A 24,440-nucleotide genomic window follows, 5' to 3' on the forward strand; every position below is an offset into this window, starting at 1 on the left:
GGGATATGTGTCCCCTAAACAATATCTGGAACTCAATTCCTTGTGCGGTACCGCACAAGGAATTGAAAACGATAACTTTGATGAAGTTTTAGAAAAATAAGCAGTTCTATCTAAGGGAAGTCTACACAGTACCCTTTGTTTTTTGGGAGTGGAGAAAAAACCTTTAAAAAACTGTTCTTCAATCTTTAGGACCATCCAAAATTGGACATGCCCTGACCTTTGTAAAACAAAAAAGTCCTGCAAAAGGGCTTAAAATGAACAATACTTTATCGAACTGGCACTTGTACAACAGTTACATAGGCTAAGGATAATCCTTAAGTCTTTCGATGGCTTAATTACCATTTGGAAGTCAAAATTTCACAATGAAGGTGCTAATAAATAGTAGATTTTGACTAACCACTATGAAACACGAATTGTGGGGAATAATCTATCGTCTTTGTTTTGAGAAGGTTTACCGTAGTTTTCAAAATACCATTTATTAAAATAGCCTCCATATTCGTTGGCGAGATCTAAGCTCATATCATGATACTTTTCCCTTATTAAGGCCAAAACAGCGGGAGGGCAATCTAGCTCTATAGATTTGTTCACCACCTTTTTTATTGCCGAATCGTCAACATTCCATGATTTTTTCAACTCTTCCTCAGATTCATCACTGGATAAAAGGAATTGTATCACCTCTTCAAGCAATTGCTCTGGGGCATCTTTTATCGCATCAAAAAAACCAATCAACAGTTGCTCTTTAGGAAAAACACTGGTAAAGTTATTAATAGTACGTACATAATCCGACCTTAGTTCCTGACCTTCACTTTGCATAAATGCAATGATATCACTCTCTTCGACGTTACCAAGGGTAAATCCTTTAATGCGCTTTTTAGTATGCCTAAAATGAGACCAAGCTCTATCTACAGGGTTTCTCAACATTAAAACCAACTTAGCGTCAGGAGCCATCGCATACATTCTGGATATATCGTCCTTGGTCAGCATGGAATAACTGGGAGTTATCTCACCTTTAATTCCCTTAAAGGGGGTGAAGATTGATATATACCATTCATCGCTATAATCGGAGAAGAACCATTTGAAAGTGAATGCGACATGCTTCATCTTTCCTTTTAGCAATGAAGATATGATTGCCCTTGCAGCCTTTTTCAAGTAAGCTAGGTTGTTGATTCTATCCTTAACCTTGGTCTCGGATAAGATATTTGGTGAGGGGTATTTGGTGTCCCTGTCAAAATAGTGGAATTCCTTTACCGGGGGAATTGCGAAGCCCGGTGTTTTGGATAAATTGTAGTATAACCATGAGGTACCTGCCTTTTGAGCCCCTATGCCCCAGAAATTTATTGGTGATTGTTCTTTCATAATTAAAATTCAAAATATTTATAATCTTCTTATACTTAAAATAAGAGCATTACTTTTTGTTCAACGTATTTCTAATTGCCGATTCTAAATATTGCCCAAATACAGAAGGTTTAAACTTTAACAAACCAGCACATAAAATTAGCAAACCTACTATAAATACAATAAACATCACGACGTCAGTTTTTCCCCATAAATTGAATAAATATTTATATCCAAATATCAAAATCCCAAGATAGAGACCCAGCCTCAACCCCTCTTTAAAGGGCTTAACAAAATATTCTATGATAGATCCCCTAAAAACATTTTTTACTAAAACGATCATCATTAAATAATTTATAAAGTGGCTTAGAACAATTCCAACGGCCGCGCCATTGATTCCGTATAAATAGCCCAAAGCACCGGAAAGTACTATAATGATTACCGTAAAAATATACTTCCGAGTGACATTTTTATAAATAAGACCTTTGGCCCTAATCACTGCATCTGTCATTTTTCCTGAATTACTAAAGGTCAGTACTAGAAGCATAATTTGCAGGGGGGCGACAGCTTCTGACCACTTTGCTCCCATCAGAATTTGTACAATTTCAGCTGAAAAAAAAACTAGAAAAACCGTGGTGGGAATCATAATTGAGTTGCTTAACCCCAACCCAAATTTGTAAATTTTAATCAACCTTTCATTCTCATCCTGGATTTCAGACATCACAGGAAACATAACTTTATTAATAATCTTTGCAAGAAACTCACTGGGTATATCCTTTACCCTTGAGGTTCTCTCATAGAGACCCAGTACATCTTGTGTAAAGATTTTTCCGAAAATCAAATTCAACCCCTTACTCGACAAAAAATTGCTAAATGTTAACAACATCATACCTGAACCAAAACCAAACAATTCTCGGGCTTCTTTATAATGTAATTTTAGGCTGATTTTTATAGGAGCAAGATAAAATAGAGCTATTGAGTTTAGTAAGGAGGCAATAAGGGTCGCAATAACAAGAGACCATACCCCATAACCGTTCATGGCTAAATAAACGCCTATACCATAACCAATTATATTAGAGATAATGTTGACTATCGCGACATTTTTAAAAAAGTAATATTTAAAAAGCAGATTGACTGAAATATTACTCAGCGCAAGTAATATGATGTTCAAAGAAGATACTTTTATAAGATCATCTAACCTAAAGTCATTATATACCAAAGCAATAAATGGGGCCATAAGATAAAAAATAGCATAAAGTATGACTCCTATAAGAAGGCTGGTTTGCAGGGCACCATTAATATGTTCGTTATTTATTTCCTTTCGCTGTATTAATGCAGAACCCATACCTCCTTGCATAAAAATATTACCAATACCTATGATTCCATTGACAATGGCCATAAGACCATAGTCTTCTTTAAATAATAGCCTGGTCATGATGGAAAAGTAAAGAATCTGTAAAACGCTTAGGGATAGGACCGAAAATGACTGCCATTTACCTGCGTGCTTGATTTTATCACTAAGGCTCTTCATCCGATTTTATTAAGTATTAAGCCCAACGCATTGATAAGCGGACGCTTTTTTGCAGTGCTCAACCATCCGGCATCATATTTTATCCTTCTTTTCTCAAAACGGTTAGGTGTACCTGCAATAGTATGGTCATCGACTAGTTCCATAAATTCCGGCATCTCGTAGGAATCAAATCCAAAAAAATTTGACATATCGTCCAAGGTCTGCTGAGGATTTTCAAAAAAATCCTCGTAATTAAGGTTAAAAACATCTTTTTTATCTACCTTCCGAAGCATAAACATACACCACAACCTATGTAAGTAGTTAGCTATAAGCAATTTAATAAGACTTATATCCTTTGCTCCATATCTTTTCCGCCATTTTTGCTTTGAAAATGTTACAGCACGCAAATCCCTTTTTAAATAGATGAATTTAAAATTATAAGGAGAATTTTGATAAAGAGATGTCCCGTGAAATGCTTTCTTTGAAGAGTCAACCACTATGCTACAATTAGTAATTTCAAAGACTGCTGCGTAAATCCGATTCATCAAAGATAGCACCTCTTCATTCTTTGATTTTTGATCATCCTTATCTTTCCTTTTTGGATAGATAATCTTCGTATTTTTTATTTCTCGAGGATCCGAAATATTCAGATGTCTATATATTTTATTCCAAAAATTACATTCCATTAAACTGTTACCACAAGAACAATTCCAATCCCAAGAGAAACCAGGTCCAACTTTATGTATATAACCGCCTAAAAGATAGGTTTCCCCTACCGAAACAATTTGGGGGGATTTTGAAAGAATATTCTCAATTAAAGTAGATCCAGATCTTTCATTAGACATTATATAGATGATAGTTTGTCTTTCCTTCATACAATTTTCTTGATTCTTTGTTGTTATAATTTTTTATTCCTTATATCTGGCTTATAAGCGATAGTATTAATCAAATTAACTCAATACTATTAATTCTTATGACTATCGGTTACATACATCTTTTGCATTTTACCTCATTGATAACGTACTATATGCAATTCATCATATATTGAATTGGTTATTTTCTACTAAAACTAGTGCCAAATAAACTCAGAAACCGTTTCATATATAGCATTAGTATGTAAGCTGATTATAATTGAATTGTTATGGATATGGTTTTGTGTGATTAACCCAAAAGCCCTATTAATTCTTAAAACCCATGTCCATTTGCTTCTTCTTCCATTGTACCTTCAATAAAGTTGAGAATGCTAGCAGCCCTTTCACCAATTTCAAAATTCTTTGAGTATTCCAAGGCTTTCTTGGACATTTCTTCTCTTCTTTCCTCGTCACTAAGAATGGAATCTATAGCACTTTCTATTGCTTTTACATCCAAGGGATCCACCAATATGGAAAAAGAAGGATTACATTGATCCATTACTTCTGAAATTTTTGAAGACACAACCGGCAATCCGCAGGCGATAGCCTCAGCAATAGCATTGCATGATCCTTCTCTTTGAGTGGGAAGAACAAAAATATCAGCGGCGGAAAGTAATTCAGGTATTGCATAAGAAGGTACACTTTCCTTAAATGCAACTGAAGAACCGTTAGGCTCCTGAGGGCCATTCCCCATAAAAAGTGCTCCAACATTGTCTAAATTTTGAACCGCCTCTAAAACACGTAACGGTCCCTTGTGTGGTAAAAATCTACCTACAAAGGCAACTAATTTAAGATCCAAGGACAGCTTATATTTTTTTCTCATTTCTACTTTATTTCTTTTGTAGAATTTAGTCAAGTCAACAGCATTAGGTTTCAGAAATATCCTGTTTTCAGAAATACCTAAGTCGATTAATTGTTTTTTTAGCTTATTTGAAACCGCAACAAAGCCTCGAATCTGTTTAATACTTCGTTTAAAGTAATCCCTAGGATACATTTTTGTTAAACCTATAAGATCACTTTCGCCTATGGCAACGAAGAAAGGTTTATTGTAATTTTTAAGTGCATTTACTGCGCTAATGCCATTCATCATAAAATGGGCGTAAACAAAATCAAATTCTAAATTATGTTTTTTGGTAATTTTTTCTATGCCTTTAATTTGACTTAACTCAGCAATTTTATACGTATTAAATGATCCTATTTGCACATTGGATGCTGTAACCACTTTTGTGCGGAACACAGTACAATTCTCTTCCCCATAAGTTTTTACCTTTTTGCGTTTGGAAGGCAAGATGTTTTTTGACGATATTACAGTTACCTCATGTCCTAACTTACAAAATTGCTGTACTATATTGTATACAAATACACCCCTTGCCGGATATTCTAAAGATGGGTAATTATTGGATATTACTAATATGTTCATTAACTTATTTTTTTAAGTTCATTTCTGGACATTATATGTACAGTTGATCCTATTAAAACTGCAAAAAAGAACCAGAATAATATTTTTCCTATACTACCACCTTGTTTGGACATATTGAAGACAACGATGACAAATAATACAAGGTTTAAAGAATCTCCACTCTTCTTAAAATAACGAAATAGTAATTTAGCCAACCGGGTCAAAAAAATTAAAAATAAAATTATTCCAGGAAGGCCGCATGCAATGAATATGTAGAGAAAGATGTTATGAGGTTTCATGTAGAACCCAGAATAAGCAAACATTCTTGGCTTAACCCCTTCAAATCCGGAACCAATAAAAATATTGTCCTTTATTATGCTAAATGCCGCATCCCACAGTAGATTTCTTCCTGTATCACCTGTTTCAACTGTATTTAAGAAGCGTTCTGCCATAATAGGATTTGTTTGTAATAAATAAGTTATCAACACACCAGAAACAAGTGCCGCAAAAGCTATTATGGCCCATTTGGTTATGACACCTGTCTTTCTAAATAAGAGTAAAACAAAAAGTCCAAAAAACATAGATACCAAAGCTCCTCGTGAACCAGATGTTGCAGTCAAGCTGATAAATGGGATACAAATGGCGATTATTATTATGCATCTTTTAATTGAAAAATTGTTTATTAGCTTTGAAATAGTTATTAAAAAAGCTAAAGCAGCCTTTGACCCCATAACATTAGGATTCTCGCCAAACAACAACAGCCTACCATTCACATAAGTAACACCATTACCAAGTGAAACAAGTAAAAAAACCAAAAGCATACTAGCAACATAAGTGTTCAATACTGAAGATGAAATATGGGGCTTACAATATAGATGAGCGGCAATAAATGTCATTAACACTATCAAAAGAAGCGTTCTATAATTGTATGCCTCTTTCATTCCAGTTACATATTCTGAATTTATAGCAGAACAAATAAACCCAATTACAATTAATAATAAGAGAGGCAGTACAAATCTTGCTAAAGGTGAAAAATTAAAATTCTTTGATATCAAAGGAACCCAACTTGCTAAATAAAATATTGTCGCAAAATAGGTGACCGAATATGTACCAATCAATTGGAAGGGGTCCCAACTCTCAAAAGTAACAGAAAATACAAGGAGATATAAACAATAATCGTTGATAACATTTAAAAGCCTTATCATTTATCGATACATAATAATTCATGGCAAATTAAATCAAAAATAACGCAGGAACTTTTAGTTAATAGATTAAATACTGTTTTTATCGAAAAAAAGAAAACTAGATAATTAAAAACAACTTTGATGGCAATATTCTAGATTAACATTGTGTAGTCCTTATGCTAACAAATTATGGCTTTTAAGGAAGCCATTTTAACATAAGAATGAACCTATTTGTTTATACTATAAATGTTAATAAACCGTTTTCCTCTTAGATCCCCGCACATGATTTATATATTTCTATACTTTATTTTGCATCCTTTTAGCTTAAACAAATTGCTTACAACTAATTTAGCATTATAAATTAGATTTTTTCAACCTTTCAAACACCGACTTCAATAAATGAAACATTTGATTAAACCTACAAAAAATGTTGCTATAGTATATCCGTATTTTGCGCATTATAGATTACCGGTTATACGAGAACTTATAAAATCGCCGAACCTGTATTACACACTAATCTCAGACCCCATTTCCAGAAACGACATAAAGAAAATAAGTCCTGTTTTAGCAAGCAGAGTTGCTGCGGACGGAGGTCTTAATTGGGAATTTGTAAAAAATAGATGGATTTATAAGGAAGCGCTACTCTGGCAATCCGGATTATTAAAACTTTTACGTGAAAAAAAGTATGATGGTGTAATCTTCTTAGGCAATGCTTACTATCTTTCTACCTGGTTAGCAATATTTTATCTTAAACTAAAACGTAAAAAGACATACATGTGGACCCATGGGGTGATATCCACAAAGAAGGGTTGGAAATGGAAGCTAAGAAAAGTTTTTTACGGCCTAAGTGATGGGGTTCTCCTATACGGTCACAAAGCCAAGGACGTCATGATCAAAAATGGGTTTCCAGAAAGAAAACTTCATGTCATCTACAACTCAACAGGAACCGTTGATGATTTAATCAAAAAAAATGAAATCTCCCTTCAAACAAAGAACAAAACCAAAAAGCAACTTTTTAAGCATCCGGACTTACCTGTGGTAATATTTGTAGGCAGACTTACCTTTGTCAAAAAATTAGATCAAATTTTACAAGCTGCTAAAATATTGTTTGATGAAAACTTCAAAATTAATGTATTATTCGTGGGAGATGGCGAGTCCAGAAAAGAATTGGAAAACTTAGCCAACAATCTTAAACTATCTGATTATTGCCATTTTTATGGAGCCTGTTTTAAAGAGCAAGAACTTGAAAAATTGTTTGCTATCAGTAACCTATGTATATCGCCAGGAGAAGTAGGTTTAACGGCAATGTCTGCATTAGGCAATGGAATTCCTGTACTTTCACACTATGATTTTAATTATCAAATGCCAGAGTATGAAGCAATAGAATCTGGAATAAATGGTTTATTATTTAAAAGAAATTCTATTTCTGATTTAGCATTAAAAACCAAGCAATGGATTATTGAAAATAGGGATACACCAGAAGATTTAATTAGACGAAATTGCAAGAAAATTATTAAGGAAAAGTATAATGCCGAGTACCAAGCCGAATTAATAAACGAAATCCTTTTTAAGAATTTATAGACTTTAGTTTTTTTCGATATAAAAAATTGATTGACATAGAATCAAAACGGATAAACCACATACTCATTAATTTTAAAAATTTGTACTTTCCAACCGATCAAAACAAATCATGCTTACACATATCAGTTCAACTAATTTTTTAAACTATTATCTGATTTCCTAGTATTATTAATGATATCCGAATTAAGTTTGAGGCCGAAACGAAAAAAACTTGATAACGCATTTTCCACACTTTGAAAATTTTTAGACTTATAAATACGATTCAAAATATGGGTATGCGCTATACCCTATTTCGATTATCTTATGAAATCCAAAGGAAAGCGGGGCTTTTAAAATTTAGGTTTCCTACACAGCCCCCATTCCTAAATTGTGCAATAACCTTGGATGACTGGAAAAAAAATGCTCCAGAATTTTTCATTGAATCTAGGGAATCCTTGAAAATTCCTAAAAATCAACATGCCAAACTACAGGAAACTTTTAACGAAATCCAAAATCACACTTATACCTTTTTTAGCAAAACAAAAATATCCTTGGGGAAAGACTTTGATTGGATTACAAATCCCAACACAGGATATCAATATGAATTAAAACACTGGTCTAAAATAGTAGACCTCTCTGAAGAGGCGGGAGACATAAAATTTGTTTGGGAGAAAGCTCGTTTTTCCTTCTTATATGACATTATTCGTTATGACTATCATTTTAATCAAGACTGTTCTAAATTGGTGTTCAGCGAAATCGAGTCCTTTTTAACCTATAATCCCATTAACTTAGGTCCAAACTATAGATGTAGCCAAGAAATTAGCCTACGGATTCTAAATTGGACATTTGCGCTATACTATTATAGAAATTCTAAGGAGTTAACGGAGAAAAGATTTAAATTTATTATGAATGCCATCTATTGGCAATTACATCATGTTTATCATAATATCAACTTTTCCAGGATTGCAGTAAGGAACAACCATGCCCTGACCGAAACCCTTACCCTATATTTAGGTGGTTTATTATTTCCTTTTTTACCCAATACGGATAAATGGTCCAAAAAAGGCAAAAAATGGTTTCAAGAAGAAATTGCTTATCAGATATATGAAGATGGTACTTTTCTACAATTTTCCATGAACTATCATCGAGTAGCCATTCAATTGCTTACATGGGGTATAAAACTTTCAGAAATTCATAATGATCCGTTCAGTTCCATTGTATATGAACGAGCAAAAAAATCACTTGCCTTTTTAAGGGAATGCCAAGATAAACCCAGTGGAAAACTTCCTAATTATGGGGCTAATGATGGTGCTCTATTTTTTAAACTTACCAATGATGACTATCGAGTCTACACATCACAGTTGAACGACTTAAGTGCGGTCCTCTATAATGAGGTCTCTAAAAAAGACGAAAGTCAACAATGGTACGGGGTAAATAATTTAAAGGTAGTTGCCCATGAGCACCAAAATCTTGCAGCTTTTCCCTTAGGTGGAAATTTTGTAATCAACGACGGTTCAACAAAGACCTTTATCAAATGTGCGCAATTTAAGGACAGACCCGGACATGCAGACAATTTGCACGTTGATATTTGGCTGGATGGTGAAAACTACATTTGGGATACCGGATCTTATAAATACAATACTACAGAAGAATACAGTGGTTTTTTTTCAAGATGCCATGGGCACAACACCGTTTCTGTGGATGGTAAGGATCAAATGCTAAAAGGGAGCAGGTTTATTTGGAATTACTGGATAAAAAAAGCGAAGGCCAAACTTTCAGAAACCACGGTTTCCTATAGATTCGATGGATATTTTCAAGGCTTTAGAGAATTGGGGAGTAAAATTGTCCACAAAAGGTCCCTAACTAAAGAAAAAGAGCAAAATAAATGGACCATATCCGATTCCATTCAAAACGCTGATAATTTAAATGCGCAACTTTATTGGCATTTTAATCCCAGAACATATAGTAAAATCAATATTATTTGTAGAGATGGTCAAGGTAGTGAGCTGCATCCAATAATTGAAGAAAAATGGTGTTCTAATTATTATGGAGAAATAGAACCATCCATTAAGCACACCTATGGCTCAAAAACTGGTTTTGAAACAACTATTGAAATAAAGTCAAAATGAAGATATTATTAATACATCAATATTTTTTGGGTAAAAATAGTGGCGGAGGTGCACGTTTTAACGAAATGACCAAAATTTGGGCAAAAGAAGGCCATGATATAACTGTTATAGCGGGTATGCTAGAACGCTCAAAGAAAGTAGATCCCAGGTATAAGGGAAAACTTTTTTATGTTGAAAAAGAATTTGAGAAAAATACTGATGTATACAGGTGTCATGTTTCCGAACTTTATGATGTGAACTTTCTGGGAAGGTTATGGGCCTATTTTTCTTTCGTTTTTTCAAGTACTTGGGCGGGTTTATTTTTGGTAAAAGGTAAATATGATGCCCTTGTGGTAACCTCTCCTCCTCTTTTTGTTGGCATAACTGCTTACATATTATCCAAGTTAAAAAGAATACCCCTGATTTTTGAAGTTCGGGATTTATGGCCTGAATCTGCCGTAGACACTGGGGTCATAAGTAATCCGGCACTAATAAAGTTCTCTTATAAATTTGAAGCTTTTATCTATAGAAATGCAAAACTAATCAATGTTCTTACCCCTGCCTTTAGAGAGGCATTAATTGAGAAGGGCATTCCAAAGGAAAAAATCATTTATATTCCCAATGCTGCAGATTTTAGCTTGGCAGAAAAGGTGGCACAAAATTTTAATCCTGAAACATTTAGAAAAGAGGAAGGTATCGATGACAAGTTCGTAATTACTTATATAGGTGCCCATGGTATTGCCAATCATTTAATACAACTAATAGACGCAGCCGAAAAGCTTACCGATACCAATGTGCTTATACAACTTATTGGGGTAGGTCCCACAAAAGACTATTTAATCGAGGAAGTTAAAAAACGTAAACTTAATAACGTACGATTTGTTGGATTCGTAGATAAAGAAAAGGCCTTTAAGTATATACTAGCTTCTAATTTAGGGACCGCAGTTTTAAAAAAGGTTGATACCTTTAAAACTATTTATTCTAATAAAACTTTTGACTACATGTCTTGTAAAAAGCCTATTCTTTTAGCAATAGATGGTGTTTCCAGAAAACTTATAGAAGATGCCCAATGTGGTGTTTTTGCGCAACCCGAAAATGCTGATGATATAGCAGAAAAAATTCGGGGTTACCTTAGTGGAGAATATAATATGGCCGAACAAGGCTTAAATGGATATAACCATGCCAAAGAACATTTTGATAGAAGTAAATTGGCTCTTTCCTACTTGAATGAAATTGAAAAAATAGCTCATAAATAATAAAGTTGTTCAATTAAAAAAATAAACTCCATAAATACTGAAAAAGCAACCTTCCATGAAAAAGAAACTATTAATCATTTTCGGAACAAGACCGGAAGCTATAAAAATGGCTCCGTTGGTCAAGGCATTGCAAAAAGAACCTGATTTTGTTACAAAAGTCTGTGTGACCGCTCAGCATAGAGAAATGTTAGACCAAGTTCTAGCGTTTTTTGATGTTGTTCCAGAGTATGATTTAAATTTAATGCGCCCAGGTCAGAATCTTTATGGCCTAACCGCCAACATAATTACTTCCTTACAGCCTGTTTTGGAAGACTTTGGTCCAGATTACGTATTTGTACATGGTGATACCACCACAACCATGGGAGCAAGTATTGCCGCATTTTACTCAGGCGCCAAAATTTGTCATGTTGAGGCCGGACTAAGAACCTACAACAAACGGGCTCCATTTCCAGAAGAAATAAATAGAACCCTCACAGGACACTTGGCTGATTACCATTTTGCACCAACCGAAAAATCTTTAAATAATCTGCTTAAGGAAAATATTGACAAAGAAAGTATATATATAACCGGCAATACCGTAATAGATGCACTTTTAACAAGTATAGAAAAGGTAAACAAACTTGATGATCCAGAAATAGTAGGCCTGAAAGAAATAATACGTGGTGATAAAATAATATTAGTTACTGGACATAGACGTGAAAATCATGGAGAAGGCTTTATTCGTATTTGTGAAGCACTTAAAAATATTGCTCTTGATAATAAAGATATCCAAATCATTTATCCAGTTCACTTAAATCCTAAAGTACAAAAACCAGTTAAAGAAATATTAGGAGATATTGCTAATATCTATTTAGTTGATCCTTTAAGTTACCCTGCCTTTGTTTGGTTAATGGATAAATCCCATCTAATTATTACAGATAGTGGAGGTGTTCAAGAAGAAGCTCCTAGCTTAGGTAAACCTGTTCTTGTTATGAGAGATACCACGGAAAGGCCAGAAGCCGTTGAGGCTGGCACTGTAATACTTGTTGGAACAGATAAAGAAAAGATTATTCGAGAAACTAATGAATTACTCAACAATAAAGATAAATATTCAAACATGAGCATGTTACATAATCCTTACGGAGATGGACAGGCATGTAATAGAATAGTAGAATACATTAAAAAACTTTAAACAATGCAAAATCCAGAAGTAAATATTCTAGGTCTAGGTTATATTGGTTTACCAACTGCTGCTTTAATAGCAAAAAATGGCACTCATGTACATGGGGTAGATATAAATAAAGATGTCGTAGAAACAATCAACAATGGAAAAATTCATATCGTTGAACCTGATTTAGGAGAAACTGTTTCATACGCTGTTTCAAATGGATTTTTAAGGGCAAGTACAGAGGCAGCATTGGCCAACACGTATTTGATAGTAGTACCAACACCCTTCAAAAATAATCATGAACCAGATATTTCGTTCGTTGAATCTGCTACCGAAAATATCATTCCTCTGTTAAAAAAAGGAGATACATATATCATAGAATCAACCTCACCAGTAGGTACTACTGAAAAAATGATGCATTTGATTTATGAAAAAAGGCCCGAATTAAAAGGAGAAGTTTTCATAGCTTACTGTCCAGAACGGGTGTTACCAGGCAATGTAATGTACGAACTCGTGCATAATGATCGTGTCATTGGTGGAGTTGATGAGAAAAGCACTAAAAAAGCAGTAGAGTTTTATCGAAAATATGTTACCGGAGAGCTACATGAAACTAATGCTAGAACCGCTGAAATGTGTAAACTGGTAGAAAACTCCTCTCGTGATGTACAAATAGCATTTGCAAATGAACTTTCTCTTATTTGTGATAAAGCTGATATCGATGTCTGGGAATTGATTAATTTGGCCAATAAACATCCAAGAGTAAATATCCTACAACCTGGATGTGGGGTTGGAGGACATTGTATTGCCGTAGATCCCTATTTTATAGTTTCTGAATACCCAATGGAATCTAGGATAATTGGAAAAGCCAGAGAAGTAAACAACTACAAATCTTTCTGGTGTGCAGAAAAAATTGTTTCAACAAAACTAGAGTTTGAATTACGCCACGGGAGAAAACCAAAAATCGCTCTTTTAGGATTGGCCTTTAAGCCGGATATAGATGATTTAAGAGAGTCACCTGCCAAGTACATAGTTCAACGTGTATTACAAGATGCCAACAATGAAGACTATTATATTGTTGAACCAAACATTGATAATCATAACATTTTTAAACTTACAGACCTTACTGTTGCCGTGAAGGAGGCAGACATAATAGTAATATTAGTCGCCCACAAAGAATTTAAACAATTAACCGAACTTGAAAATAAAATTGTTTTAGATTTTAGTGGAGCGTTGAAGAAATTATAAATAGAAAACTGTTTAAATCCACATCCTTTACACTCTAAATAAATGAACAATATACTTCTAACATCCGTTGGCCGCAGGGTTAGCTTGGTCAAATTTTTTCAAGACGAATTAAAGGCAATCAACACCAATGGAAAATTGTACGGGACGGATGCAGACCCATTCCTCTCATCAGCTTGTAGAGTGGCAGATGGCTTTTTCAAGGTACCTAGAGTCGATACGGATGATTACATTCAGTTATTGTTGGAGAAGTGCAAAAAATTCAATATCTCACTAATTATCCCCACTATCGATACCGAACTTTTGGTCTTGTCCAAAAACAAATCCATATTCGAAGAAAACAACATAAAGGTTGTGATTTCCGATATTGATCTTATTAAAAAATGTAGGAATAAAAGATTGACACACGAACTGTTCCAATTAAAAGGAATTGGGGTCGCAAAGGAATATGACAAATCGGATTTTAAACTGCCGATGTTTATCAAACCCTATGATGGTAGTAGGAGCGTGGATACTTTTATCATTAATAGTAAAGAAGAATTGACCGAGTACCATTTTGAAAACGAAAAATTAATGTTCTTGGAATATTTGGACCACACAAAATATGATGAATATACTTGCGACCTTTACTATAACACTAAAGGCGTTCTGATTTGTGCAGTCCCAAGACAAAGACTTTTAGTAAGAGATGGAGAGGTAAATAAAGGGTTGACCAAGAAAAATAGATTGGTTCCTTTTTTAAAGGAACACATGGGTAAAATCGAAGGTGCACAAGGGTGCCTGACGACCCAATTTTTTATGGAAAAGGAAACCAACGAAATTTACGGAATAGAAATAAACCCCCGCTTTGGGGGTGGGTTTCCCCTTACCTATCTTTCAGGAGCCAATTTTCCGAAATGGATCATAAAAGAATATATGTTGGGAGAAGAAATCAACTCTTTTTATAATGACTGGGAAGATGATTTGTTAATGTTGAGATACGATTCAGAAGTATTGGTACATGGATATAAAAGTTAACAAAAATACCGCCCTAGTATTCGATCTGGACGATACCTTGTACAATGAAATTGACTTTTTAAAATCTGCCTACAGGGAAATAAGCGCCACATTGGATCCTTTAAAAAAGGATATGCTCTTTGTTAAGATGTTTTCCTTATATAGATCTGGGGAAAATGCCTTTGAATATCTTGTAAAAAACTATGGGGCGGATTCTATTCAAATACTTAATCAATATAGAAACCATGTTCCGTTGATACAGCCTTTCCCAGGTGTGCAAGAATTGTTCTTGCAAATAAAGGAAAAGAATGGTAAAATCGGCGTTGTGACCGATGGGCGGGAAAGTACCCAGATCAATAAACTCAAAGCATTAGGGCTGTTTGGACAAATCGATCATTTGGTGATTTCGGAAACTGTGGGACAAGAGAAACCAAGCTTGAAAAACTTTAAAGTTGTGGAGAATTATTTAAGGGTAAAGGATTATTATTATTTCGGCGATAATTTTAAAAAGGATTTTATTGCCCCATTAAAATTGGGATGGCAAACGGTCGGTCTTATGGACAATGGTATGAACGTTCATTGCCATAATCATGTATTTATGGAAGACGGACCACAAAAATTGATCAATTCGTTAAAAGAAATCAATATAATATAGCTTTTACCTTAAGTATTGGTATTAAATCGAATTCTTTGCCAAAAGAATTAAAATGAGTTTAGCTTTATCGTACGTTAGAGCTGCTGTATAGTTTGTCTTTACAAAATCCATGATATAAAAGGGTAATTGCAAAATACAATTAAAAAAAAATGTATCCTTTACTTAAACGGTTATTCGATCTATTACTTTCATCTTTTCTTCTTGTTATTACACTACCAATAACATTATTAACGGGAATTATTCTATTCATTTCAGATAGGGAAAACCCCTTCTTTGTCCAAGAAAGACCTGGTATGAACGAGGAGATTTTTAAAATCATCAAGTTTAAGACCATGAACAATAAAAAGGATAGTAAAGGGAATTTGCTTCCCGACAAGGACCGACTTACCGCTCTGGGCAAAACCGTGCGAAAATTATCCATCGACGAACTGCCCCAATTGATAAACATACTCAAGGGAGATATGAGCTTTGTTGGGCCCAGGCCACTGCTAAAATCCTATTTGCCCTATTATTCCAGAGATGAAAAACTAAGACATACCGTAAAACCAGGTATAACAGGTTTGGCACAGGTTTCGGGACGAAATTTTTTGACATGGGACAAAAGGATGGCAAAAGATATCGAATATGTGAAAAACCAGTCATTTAAAACCGATTTAAAAATACTTCAAATGACTTTCTTAAAAGTAATCAGGCAAGAAGATATTGTTGTGGACCCGAATTCTCATATGGTAGACTTTATAACCTATAAAAATAATTTAAAAAAAGCATAACTTTTGATCATGTAATCAAAATCAATTCTTATGTTAAGAAATACAATGTACAATCGTAAACAACTTTTGCTTTGGTAAACAACTACATCAACTATTCAAACCACAAACACCCAATGAACATCGATCAATTAATGTTGGAAGTTATTGATTTAAGTATAGAAAAGGACCAATTGACATATCGCGGGATTGTTTCTTCAAAAGAGTTCCACAATCCATACTATCACATAGAATATCTACGGCGCCATTTGACCAATACCAAAAAGCTTGTAGTCTTTCTCTTGATGGAAAAGGAATCTTGTGTAGCCTTGTTACCGATGATTTTGAATCCTATTCCCAATACCGATTTCTGGGATGCGACTTCTCCCTACGGTTACAATGGACCACTTTTCAAAGATTTCGAAAATCATGGTCAAATAGCTTCCCTATGGGGAAAAGTGGACCAATGGTACAATGACAACAACATAGTTACAGAGTTTGTTCGGTTCAGCCTCAATAACAACCATATAGGCTACACGGGCAATTGCAATAAAACCCTAAAAAATGTATGTGGTACCCTAAAGGAGAATTTTGAGATTCAATGGGAATTTTTTGGTAGAAAAGTCAGGAACAATTATCGAAAAGCCCTATCATTTGGCCTTTCTTTTACATTATTTGATCAAGAAAAAATCACGAAAACAGTAATCGATGAATTTTATGACATCTATTACAAAACAATGTTACGGAACAATGCTTCCAAATTTCTGTTTTTTTCGGCGGATTTCTTTTACCATCTTGTTTTGGAAAACAAACAGGATTTTACCATTGGGATGGTCTATTTAAACAATAAAGCTATCTCAACAGAACTTCATATCCACTACCAAAATACCGTGTATGCATTCTTAGGGGGTACCGATTCGGATTTTTTTCATACCAGACCAAACGACTACTTGCGCGTAGAGATTATAAAATGGGCCATTCAAAACAAAAAAGAAAGGTATATACTGGGAGGCGGTATAAAAGATGATGATGGACTATATAAAAGCAAAAAAGCCTATTTCCCGAAAGACGAGGACTGCATTTTTTATACTGGAAGAAAAGTAGTGAACAAAAAAGTATATTGCGATTTGGTGAAAAAGGTATTGGAGGAAAAGCCCGATCTCAAGGACGACACTTACTTCCCACTTTATAGAAAGCCCTAATGCAGCTAAACAATACCTTTACCTGCTGGTGTTAGTATTGCCCTGATTTTTCAAATCTTCAGAAATGACCTTGGCCACTACATCCCTGCCATGATCGTTCCAATGTTTCATCGGGTCATATTTAATTATGGTGTTCTTGTCCGATTTTTTTAAAAGTGTGCCAAAATCAATATACCGATATCCCCAGACATCACAGTATGTTAAAAATGATTGGCTCGTATTGGCCTGATCTATTAAAAAAACCGTTTTCTCCTTATCCATAGGATATGTTTTCAGTAGAATGGCCAGATTTTCCATGTACTCTTCATCTTTATTTTCCTCTACTGCTTCAGTTTTATCCTCTTTTTCCCCACCCTTAACGAAACTCATCAGTTTTCCAGGCAGTTCCGTCAATGGGGCAACCAGTCCAATCCCTTTTAGATAGGAAAGCAACTTGACCTCCCTTTTAATTTTAAATGCCAAACTATTCTCCAAATTGGCCCTAGTATGCACCGTGTAGTTCTTCCTTTTTAAATCCTCATCAAATTTTAGATAAATGTAAATTACGTCGATAAGTTTCATTTTTTCTTTGAACTGATGTATCAAATGTAATTGATCGGCTAAATCATTCCCAGAAAAACCATACTCGTATACGGCTATTTTACGGTTGAGGTTATTTTCTATTTTTTTTCCAATGGAATTATCATAATCCTGATGCAAGCCTTCAATAAAAGAATCACCTATCAGGGCAACTTCAAAGTCTTGCGCTGTTGGAGCAAATTCCCGGAACGAATTAAATCCCGATTGATTAATACGGTAGTCGGAAAAATGCATTCTTCTGTTCCCTACCACAAAAGAGCCGGATTGTCCTGGAACATAGTTAACAACCGCATTGTCATTTAGTGTTACAATAGGGTATTCAAAATACAAATGGAAAACCCTGATCAAAATTTCAAGGACCAAGACCATCAAAAAACCATAAACAATAATCCTTCCCAACAACTTTTTCATAGCCTAAAATTGAAAATATACAAATGAGCGATTGTTCAAGGTGTCGTCATAAAACAACAATAATAAGAAAACTGTTAAGGTGTACATGGCGAACCTAACATATCTGGACTTAAATTTGAAAGGGTTCCTTTCATCTTTCCGAATTCTATATTCATATATCAAAAAGAATAGCAAAAGGACAAAATAGTCCACCATTCTATAGCCCAATGGATGCTCGTAAGTGCCCAAACTGAATTCCAAGAACATCCTTTGAAGATATATAAAAGCGTCTTTAAGTGTTTCGCTTCGGAAAAACACCCAGCCTATTAGAACCAAGAAAAAAGTAATTAACATTTGGAATCCTTCCAGAAAGAAATTCTTTGCGGAACTTAATAAATCTATATTCTCCAAATGGTTGCGATTAATATTTAGATAAAATAAAGGAAGGAACAACAAAGCATGATAAAGCCCCCAGACCACGAAGGTCCAATTGGCGCCATGCCATAACCCACTCACTAAGAAGATTACAAAAATATTACGCGCCGCTTTTGGTCTACCAACTCTAGAGCCACCTAAAGGTATGTATAGATAGTCCCTAAACCAAGTAGAGAGGGAAATGTGCCAACGTCTCCAAAACTCTGCAATACTTCTAGAGAAGTAAGGAAACTTAAAATTAGACATCAATTCAATACCAAATAACTTAGCAGTACCGATGGCAATATCGGAATAGCCGGAAAAATCACAATATATCTGAAAAGCAAAAAAAATAGATCCTAAAATCAATGTGGAAGAAGGATACACTTCGTAATTCAAAAATATATCATCGACCATGAGTGCCAAAGAATCCGCTATGGCCACTTTTTTGAACAACCCCCAAAGTATAAGCTTTAAGCCCTCTACCGCCCGTTTATATTTAAATTTTTTAATCCCCTCGATTTGGGGCAACAAGTGGGACGCCCGCTCTATCGGTCCGGCAACCAGTTGTGGAAAAAAAGCAACATAAGTAGCAAATGCCCAAAAATTATTGGTTGGTTTCAATTTACCCTTGTGGATATCCAACGAATACGAAAGTGTTTGAAATGTGTAAAAGGAAATTCCTACAGGAAGTATGACGTTCAATGCCCATACATTTGTTATTTCCGCTCCAAAAAATGAAAAAGAGGCAACAAAAGAATCAACAAAAAAATCGAAATACTTAAAAAACCCAAGTAGTCCAATATTGAAAACAATGCTCACCCATAGCCATCTGCTTTTGTTTTTGTCGTCCGAGCTTTTATATATGGCCTTCCCGATATAAAAATCTACCAAAGTAGAGAGGATAATCAGGGTCAAAAACCGGTAATCCCACCAACCGTAAAAAATATAACTCGCTACAAAAAGAATGGCATTCTGTACCTTGGAATTCCTTTTTCCTAAAAACCAAAATAGTATAAATACAATAGGCAGGAATACGAAAAATTCCAGGGAATTGAAAAGCATGTTGTTATTTCTTGGTCAAAACGTAATTACCAATTACCAAACTGTCCAGACCTGTAGACCAAAAACAACGAATGGCATCAACAGGGGACTCCACAACCGGTTCTCCTTGAATATTAAAACTTGTGTTCAAAACTACCGGTACCCCAGTTTTATCACCAAGCTTTTTTATTACATCATAATATCTAGGGTGCAAGTCTTTTTTAACCGTCTGTAAACGAGCACTACCATCCACATGGGTAACGGCTGGAATCACAGACTGCTTTTCGGGCAGCACGTTACATACTTTGAGCATAAAAGGGGCTTCAACTTCCAGATCAAAAAATTCGTCCTTTGCCTCTACAATGGCTGAAGGAGCAAAAGGTCTATACGCTTCCCTGAATTTCACCTCCGAATTGATTTTGTCTTTCATGTCCGGTATAGCAGGGTTAGCCAATATACTTCGACTACCCAATGCCCGTGGACCAATTTCCATCGCACCTTGAAACCAACCTATAATTTGACCTTCTTCCAACAAAGAAGCGGCTTTTTCACAAATATCCTCATGATATTCGTATGGCAATTTTGCGCCCTTAAGTACTTTTTCTATTTCCTCGTTGGTATAACTGGTTCCTACATAAGGATTTTCATGGACAAAGTTACGTTCTTTGCCAAAAAGACCATTGTAAAGGTAATATGCAGCTCCAATAGCAGTACCATTATCACCGGCTGCGGGCATAACGTACACGTCCTTAAACTTACTTTCGCGGACAATACGTCCATTCATTACACTATTAAGGGAAACACCTCCAGAAATTACCAGATAATCCGCCTTTGTTTTTTCATGGAGAATTTCGCATATTTCCAATACCCGGTCCTCCAAAACTCTTTGAAAAGCAGCTGCCACATCCATATGACGTTTTTCGAATGGTTCTGGGTGTTTCCTGTTCGGTCCAAATATTTTATGGAACTTTGGAGAAAGTCTTCTCCAATGCATATTTTGAAAATTAAAATAACTTAAATCAAAGTGAAGTTGACCATTCTTATCCACACTGACCATTTTACCAACTTCTTCTTTATAAACTTCAGGATCGCCCATTGGGGCCAATCCCATTGTTTTGCCCTCGTCATAGCTAGTCCTAAATCCGCAGAACTGTGTAACTGATTCATAAAAAGAACCTAGGGAATGTGGAAAAAAGCTTTCGCCCAAACATTCTATCTTGTTTCCCTTACCATGCCCCATCCATGTTGTAGCCCACTCACCGGATCCATCAATACCCAAAAGAGCGGCCTCTTGATAAGGTGAAACAAAAAATGAACCTGGTGCATGACTAAAATGATGGGGAATAAAATGAACTTTAGGTCCATTCTTCTTACTCTCCCAATGGTATTTGAACCAATTCCAGAACCCTTTCTGTTTGTTATAGGCATGTACAAACTCATGGTTTACAAAAGGTTTGAATCGCTTAAGGTTACCCATTAGATGCCATAACTTCTTACCAAGGTTATGAGTAGGCTTAATGGAAACCGCAATATGGTCAATATCATCATAGGTTAGGTTGGCCATTTTTAGGCAACGATCTACTGCCATTTGAGGGAATACACGGGTGTGCTTGTCTCTGTTCAATCTTTCTTCTTCAATTGCAGCAATTAGCTTACCATCGACTACAATACATGCGGTTGAATCGTGAAAATAATAATTTAAGCCTAGTATGACCATGAGTGATTGTTGTTAAACTGTAGTATAAAAACCTTTGGTTAATTTTATTAACAGATTGAAAATAAAACCTTTTTTTATAGTGGATTTAGAATATCGATAAAACTTGATTTTAATCGGTAATACACCAAAATCAAAACTGCTCAATCACAAAATCCGACCTCCTGTTCTTGGAATGCTCTTCTTCGGTACAACGAACACCATCCGTACACTTGTTGGTCAATCGGGTCTCTCCATAGGCCTCATGACTGATTCTATCCTCCGCAATTCCTTTGGAAATAACATATTCAACGGTGCGTTCGGCGCGACGCTCCGAAAGCCATTGGTTATACTTTTTGGTACCCCTTGAATCGGTGTGGGCCGTGATTCTGATTTCCAATCCGGGTTCGTCGTTCATAATGGCCACTAATTGGTCCAACAATTCCTTGTCATTCGAAGTCAAGTACGACGAGTTCAGTTTGAAATACACATTCCCCAATTCATTGATCTTGTTCTGAAGTACAGCTCTTCGTGCATCTTCAGTATCTTTTTTGGCCTTTTCTGCAGCGGCAAGCGCGGCGGCCTCTTTTTCTTTTTGTAGTCGCTCCGCCAGCAATCTAGCTTCCTCTTCAGCTTTGGCTATGGAGTCCTGAACCCTTTGTTGTTCTTTTTCCATTTCCTGCAACAAGGCCAATTTCTCAGCTCCCTTTCTGGAAAGCCCTTTATCCACATCGAACCTATAGGCCACACCTACGGCATGTTGCACATGGTTTGAAGCATTATCCAAATTCATGGCCCACTTACCCGTGGAGTTAAAGTCAATACCCCAATGATCAGAGAACCATGTTCTAAAACCTAAAACAGCATTATAAGTTCCCCTACCTTGATTGTTGGCATCGGTATAACCAGCTCCAATTCCAATATAAGGGTCAAAAAATCCGGTTTCCCCCAAGATCATGTTCAAATCGTAACTCACCCTAAAATCAAGTCCCCAATAATCAATATCCTCGGGGTTGACAACATTATCAACTATTTTCCCTTCTTTGTATCGGTTGTAAGAACCAATGGCTTCCAATCCAATTCCATTTTTAAAATAACGGCCTATGCTCGCTCTCGATGGATAAGGCACCATGTTCCAGGCCCTATCAATATCGAAAAGTTTACCGAATTCATCTCCGGAATCATCTATAGCATTGGCTCCAACGGTAACCAACCAATAGCTTTGGACAATACTGTCCTTTTTGGTCCATTCAACGTCTTGGGCAAAGGTCAAGGTGAAAGAAAAAATAGCCATGACCAGCATGGTCAAAGGTTTTGAAATATTCATTGTATTCGATTTGAGGTTATCGACTTCAAAGCTATGTCAAGCTTTTAAAAAAGGAAACTTTGCACTTTAAAGTGCGCTTATTTTCGACGAGAAGTAACAAGAACTTTAAAAGCCCTATTGATCTACCCTTTGAAAAGTGATGGTTTTATCGACCAAGGGCAATTTGTATAGGTAAAATGGAAAATAAATTGGCTGTACCGTTGATTCTCCGTTCTTTTCCTTCTCCAGAACTTCCAAGGCAATCGTCATCCCCTGATCGGTCTCTTTCAATTTGGATAATACCGGTATTTTTTCTCCTCTTTGTTCACCCAAGCACAGCAAAACCAGTATGTGTTGTGAGAAATCGACCGTCGGTACGGGAAGCCCCGGTTTTCTGGTCTGGTTTATTTGGGAATAGAATTTCCGCAACGATTTTGTATCACGAATCACCCGAGTTTCAAAGGAATCAATATTGGTAAAGTTATCATGGTCCACCAAAACCAAATCCTCAATCTCCTCCCCTACTGACGCGGCACCTTCTTTTTGGGCCTTACAGGAGAGCAAACAGGTCAACGCTATGAATACAATGTATCTAATGGCTAAAAGGTATTTTTAAAACGGGATTTAAAGGCCTTCTCATAAAGGTCCTCGTACAACGGCAGAATATGGACAATATCAAATTTGGAAGCCACATTGAACGCATTTTCCTTGAACTTCTCCAAAGTATCATCATCCTTAAGGATTTCAATGGCTTTGGCCGACATGGTGTCCACATCGCCAACATCGGCCAAATATCCGGAGACACCATCAATGTTTACTTCCGGTATACCTCCGGTATTACTGGAAATTACGGCTACCTTGTTGATCATGGCTTCCAATGCCGCCAGACCAAAACTTTCTGTTTCTGAGGGTAGTAGAAACAGATCGGAAAAACAAAGAATCCTATCGATCTCGTTACTATTGCCCAAGAACAGCACCTTGTCCTTTAGTCCCAACGAATCACATAAATCTTCGGCCTTCTCCTTTTCTGGCCCTTCACCCACCATGATAAGCTTTGCGGGCATTTCTTTTTGAATACGATGGAATATTTTAACAACATCCGGAATCCGTTTGACCTTTCTAAAATTACTGATATGGGTAATGATCCGTTCGTCTTCCTTCGCCATCATGGTGCGCTGGCAATCGGTGTAATTGTTTTTGTACTTGGTAGTTTCAATAAAATTGGGGATGACCTCGATATCCTTTTCAATATCAAAAAGTTTCAAGGTCTCCACTTTTAATGCTTCCGAAACCGAAGTCACCACATCGGATTTATTTATACTGAAGGTAACTGCCGGCTTGTAAAATGGATGCTTGCCCACCAAAGTAATATCGGTTCCGTGCAAGGTGGTGATCATAGGGATAAAAATACCATACTCTTGAAGCATTTTTTTTGCCATATAACCTGCATACGCGTGCGGAATGGCATAATGTACGTGCAACAATTCGATGTCATGCTGTTTGATGGTATCCACCAACTTACTGGAAAGTGCGAGCTCGTAGGGTTGATAATGGAACAACGGATATTCCGGTACATGCACCTCATGAAAATGGATGTTGTTACCCAAAAGCTCCAATCGTACAGGCTGACGGTAGGTGATAAAGTGTACTTCGTGACCTCGCTCTGCAAGGGCAATACCCAATTCCGTGGCAACAACACCACTACCGCCAAAGGTTGGGTAACACACAATTGCTATTTTCATAAGACAAATCTAAGGCAATAT

20 protein-coding genes are annotated in these 24,440 nt (G+C 35.9%); 9 read left to right on the plus strand and 11 right to left on the minus strand.

Annotated features, from left to right (window positions below; all coding sequences use genetic code 11):
- Positions 1 to 399: 399 nt before the first annotated feature.
- From J4E06_RS10085 to J4E06_RS10105, 5 genes are all read right to left on the minus strand, one after another.
- Entirely contained in the window at positions 400 to 1,356 is a 957-nt protein-coding gene (locus J4E06_RS10085) for a sulfotransferase domain-containing protein (RefSeq protein ID WP_349523784.1), read from the minus strand.
- Between the two features lie 49 nt (positions 1,357 to 1,405).
- Positions 1,406 to 2,866: a lipopolysaccharide biosynthesis protein gene (locus tag J4E06_RS10090; protein WP_349523785.1), complete on the minus strand. Its 1,461-nt coding sequence runs from the start codon at positions 2,864 to 2,866 to the stop codon at positions 1,406 to 1,408.
- Positions 2,863 to 3,720 (minus strand): sulfotransferase family protein, encoded by an 858-nt coding sequence (locus tag J4E06_RS10095; protein WP_349523786.1) that lies wholly within the window; start codon positions 3,718 to 3,720, stop codon positions 2,863 to 2,865. The genes J4E06_RS10090 and J4E06_RS10095 overlap by 4 nt, the downstream gene beginning before the upstream one ends.
- 310 nt (positions 3,721 to 4,030) lie before the next feature.
- Positions 4,031 to 5,176, minus strand: a complete 1,146-nt coding sequence (locus tag J4E06_RS10100) for a glycosyltransferase (RefSeq protein ID WP_349523787.1) — start codon at positions 5,174 to 5,176, stop codon at positions 4,031 to 4,033.
- Positions 5,176 to 6,210 carry an O-antigen ligase family protein gene (locus J4E06_RS10105; RefSeq protein ID WP_349523788.1) on the minus strand — a complete coding sequence of 345 codons (1,035 nt, stop codon included), beginning with the start codon at positions 6,208 to 6,210 and terminating at the stop codon, positions 5,176 to 5,178. The genes J4E06_RS10100 and J4E06_RS10105 overlap by 1 nt, the downstream gene beginning before the upstream one ends.
- A 528-nt stretch (positions 6,211 to 6,738) precedes the next feature.
- On the opposite strand from J4E06_RS10105, the gene J4E06_RS10110 reads away from it, so the two are divergent.
- From J4E06_RS10110 to J4E06_RS10150, 9 genes are all read left to right on the plus strand, one after another.
- Entirely contained in the window at positions 6,739 to 7,920 is a 1,182-nt protein-coding gene (locus J4E06_RS10110; protein WP_349523789.1) for a glycosyltransferase, read from the plus strand.
- A 275-nt stretch (positions 7,921 to 8,195) separates the two neighbouring features.
- Positions 8,196 to 10,028, plus strand: a complete 1,833-nt coding sequence (locus tag J4E06_RS10115) for an alginate lyase family protein (RefSeq protein WP_349523790.1) — start codon at positions 8,196 to 8,198, stop codon at positions 10,026 to 10,028.
- Entirely contained in the window at positions 10,025 to 11,263 is a 1,239-nt protein-coding gene (locus J4E06_RS10120) for a glycosyltransferase family 4 protein (RefSeq protein ID WP_349523791.1), read from the plus strand. Before J4E06_RS10115 ends, J4E06_RS10120 begins: the two co-directional genes overlap by 4 nt.
- Positions 11,264 to 11,318: 55 nt before the next feature.
- The gene (gene wecB, locus J4E06_RS10125) at positions 11,319 to 12,434 is read left to right on the plus strand and encodes a non-hydrolyzing UDP-N-acetylglucosamine 2-epimerase (RefSeq protein WP_349523792.1); all 1,116 of its coding nucleotides are present in this window, start codon (positions 11,319 to 11,321) and stop codon (positions 12,432 to 12,434) included.
- A 3-nt stretch (positions 12,435 to 12,437) separates the two neighbouring features.
- Positions 12,438 to 13,655, plus strand: a complete 1,218-nt coding sequence (gene wecC / locus J4E06_RS10130; protein ID WP_349523793.1) for a UDP-N-acetyl-D-mannosamine dehydrogenase — start codon at positions 12,438 to 12,440, stop codon at positions 13,653 to 13,655.
- Between the two features lie 42 nt (positions 13,656 to 13,697).
- Positions 13,698 to 14,669: an ATP-grasp domain-containing protein gene (locus J4E06_RS10135; RefSeq protein ID WP_349523794.1), complete on the plus strand. Its 972-nt coding sequence runs from the start codon at positions 13,698 to 13,700 to the stop codon at positions 14,667 to 14,669.
- Positions 14,653 to 15,303 carry an HAD family hydrolase gene (locus tag J4E06_RS10140; protein ID WP_349523795.1) on the plus strand — a complete coding sequence of 217 codons (651 nt, stop codon included), beginning with the start codon at positions 14,653 to 14,655 and terminating at the stop codon, positions 15,301 to 15,303. Before J4E06_RS10135 ends, J4E06_RS10140 begins: the two co-directional genes overlap by 17 nt.
- 149 nt (positions 15,304 to 15,452) lie before the next feature.
- Positions 15,453 to 16,073 carry a sugar transferase gene (locus J4E06_RS10145; protein WP_349523796.1) on the plus strand — a complete coding sequence of 207 codons (621 nt, stop codon included), beginning with the start codon at positions 15,453 to 15,455 and terminating at the stop codon, positions 16,071 to 16,073.
- A gap of 113 nt (positions 16,074 to 16,186) precedes the next feature.
- Entirely contained in the window at positions 16,187 to 17,251 is a 1,065-nt protein-coding gene (locus J4E06_RS10150) for a GNAT family N-acetyltransferase (protein WP_349523797.1), read from the plus strand.
- A gap of 18 nt (positions 17,252 to 17,269) precedes the next feature.
- On the opposite strand, the gene J4E06_RS10155 is transcribed toward J4E06_RS10150, so the two are convergent.
- The 6 genes from J4E06_RS10155 to bshA all read right to left on the minus strand — a co-directional run bounded on the left by J4E06_RS10155 (position 17,270) and on the right by bshA (position 24,419).
- Entirely contained in the window at positions 17,270 to 18,241 is a 972-nt protein-coding gene (locus J4E06_RS10155) for a hypothetical protein (RefSeq protein WP_349523798.1), read from the minus strand.
- 3 nt (positions 18,242 to 18,244) lie between these two features.
- Positions 18,245 to 19,699 carry an MBOAT family O-acyltransferase gene (locus J4E06_RS10160; protein ID WP_349523799.1) on the minus strand — a complete coding sequence of 485 codons (1,455 nt, stop codon included), beginning with the start codon at positions 19,697 to 19,699 and terminating at the stop codon, positions 18,245 to 18,247.
- 4 nt (positions 19,700 to 19,703) lie between these two features.
- On the minus strand, positions 19,704 to 21,395 hold the full coding sequence (locus tag J4E06_RS10165; protein ID WP_349523800.1) for a carbamoyltransferase family protein: 1,692 nt from the start codon (positions 21,393 to 21,395) through the stop codon (positions 19,704 to 19,706).
- 130 nt (positions 21,396 to 21,525) lie between these two features.
- Positions 21,526 to 22,698 carry an OmpA family protein gene (locus tag J4E06_RS10170; protein ID WP_349523801.1) on the minus strand — a complete coding sequence of 391 codons (1,173 nt, stop codon included), beginning with the start codon at positions 22,696 to 22,698 and terminating at the stop codon, positions 21,526 to 21,528.
- 114 nt (positions 22,699 to 22,812) lie between these two features.
- Positions 22,813 to 23,241 carry a hypothetical protein gene (locus tag J4E06_RS10175; RefSeq protein WP_349523802.1) on the minus strand — a complete coding sequence of 143 codons (429 nt, stop codon included), beginning with the start codon at positions 23,239 to 23,241 and terminating at the stop codon, positions 22,813 to 22,815.
- A 35-nt stretch (positions 23,242 to 23,276) separates the two neighbouring features.
- Positions 23,277 to 24,419, minus strand: a complete 1,143-nt coding sequence (gene bshA / locus J4E06_RS10180) for an N-acetyl-alpha-D-glucosaminyl L-malate synthase BshA (protein WP_349523803.1) — start codon at positions 24,417 to 24,419, stop codon at positions 23,277 to 23,279.
- Positions 24,420 to 24,440 lie beyond the last annotated feature (21 nt).

It is taken from the genome of Allomuricauda sp. NFXS6, from assembly GCF_040148835.1.
Taxonomy (GTDB): domain Bacteria; phylum Bacteroidota; class Bacteroidia; order Flavobacteriales; family Flavobacteriaceae; genus Flagellimonas.

Coding starts and splice junctions, on each gene's coding strand:
- J4E06_RS10170 (WP_349523801.1), bottom strand. CDS start 22,698: ATGAATATTTCAAAACCTTTGACCATGCTGGTCATGGCTATTTTTTCT.
- J4E06_RS10100 (WP_349523787.1), bottom strand. CDS start 5,176: ATGAACATATTAGTAATATCCAATAATTACCCATCTTTAGAATATCCG.
- J4E06_RS10160 (WP_349523799.1), bottom strand. CDS start 19,699: ATGCTTTTCAATTCCCTGGAATTTTTCGTATTCCTGCCTATTGTATTT.
- J4E06_RS10115 (WP_349523790.1), top strand. CDS start 8,196: ATGCGCTATACCCTATTTCGATTATCTTATGAAATCCAAAGGAAAGCG.
- J4E06_RS10085 (WP_349523784.1), bottom strand. CDS start 1,356: ATGAAAGAACAATCACCAATAAATTTCTGGGGCATAGGGGCTCAAAAG.
- J4E06_RS10165 (WP_349523800.1), bottom strand. CDS start 21,395: ATGGTCATACTAGGCTTAAATTATTATTTTCACGATTCAACCGCATGT.
- J4E06_RS10150 (WP_349523797.1), top strand. CDS start 16,187: ATGAACATCGATCAATTAATGTTGGAAGTTATTGATTTAAGTATAGAA.
- J4E06_RS10110 (WP_349523789.1), top strand. CDS start 6,739: ATGAAACATTTGATTAAACCTACAAAAAATGTTGCTATAGTATATCCG.
- J4E06_RS10120 (WP_349523791.1), top strand. CDS start 10,025: ATGAAGATATTATTAATACATCAATATTTTTTGGGTAAAAATAGTGGC.
- bshA (WP_349523803.1), bottom strand. CDS start 24,419: ATGAAAATAGCAATTGTGTGTTACCCAACCTTTGGCGGTAGTGGTGTT.
- J4E06_RS10140 (WP_349523795.1), top strand. CDS start 14,653: ATGGATATAAAAGTTAACAAAAATACCGCCCTAGTATTCGATCTGGAC.
- J4E06_RS10090 (WP_349523785.1), bottom strand. CDS start 2,866: ATGAAGAGCCTTAGTGATAAAATCAAGCACGCAGGTAAATGGCAGTCA.
- wecC (WP_349523793.1), top strand. CDS start 12,438: ATGCAAAATCCAGAAGTAAATATTCTAGGTCTAGGTTATATTGGTTTA.
- J4E06_RS10145 (WP_349523796.1), top strand. CDS start 15,453: ATGTATCCTTTACTTAAACGGTTATTCGATCTATTACTTTCATCTTTT.
- J4E06_RS10155 (WP_349523798.1), bottom strand. CDS start 18,241: ATGAAAAAGTTGTTGGGAAGGATTATTGTTTATGGTTTTTTGATGGTC.
- J4E06_RS10095 (WP_349523786.1), bottom strand. CDS start 3,720: ATGAAGGAAAGACAAACTATCATCTATATAATGTCTAATGAAAGATCT.
- J4E06_RS10135 (WP_349523794.1), top strand. CDS start 13,698: ATGAACAATATACTTCTAACATCCGTTGGCCGCAGGGTTAGCTTGGTC.
- wecB (WP_349523792.1), top strand. CDS start 11,319: ATGAAAAAGAAACTATTAATCATTTTCGGAACAAGACCGGAAGCTATA.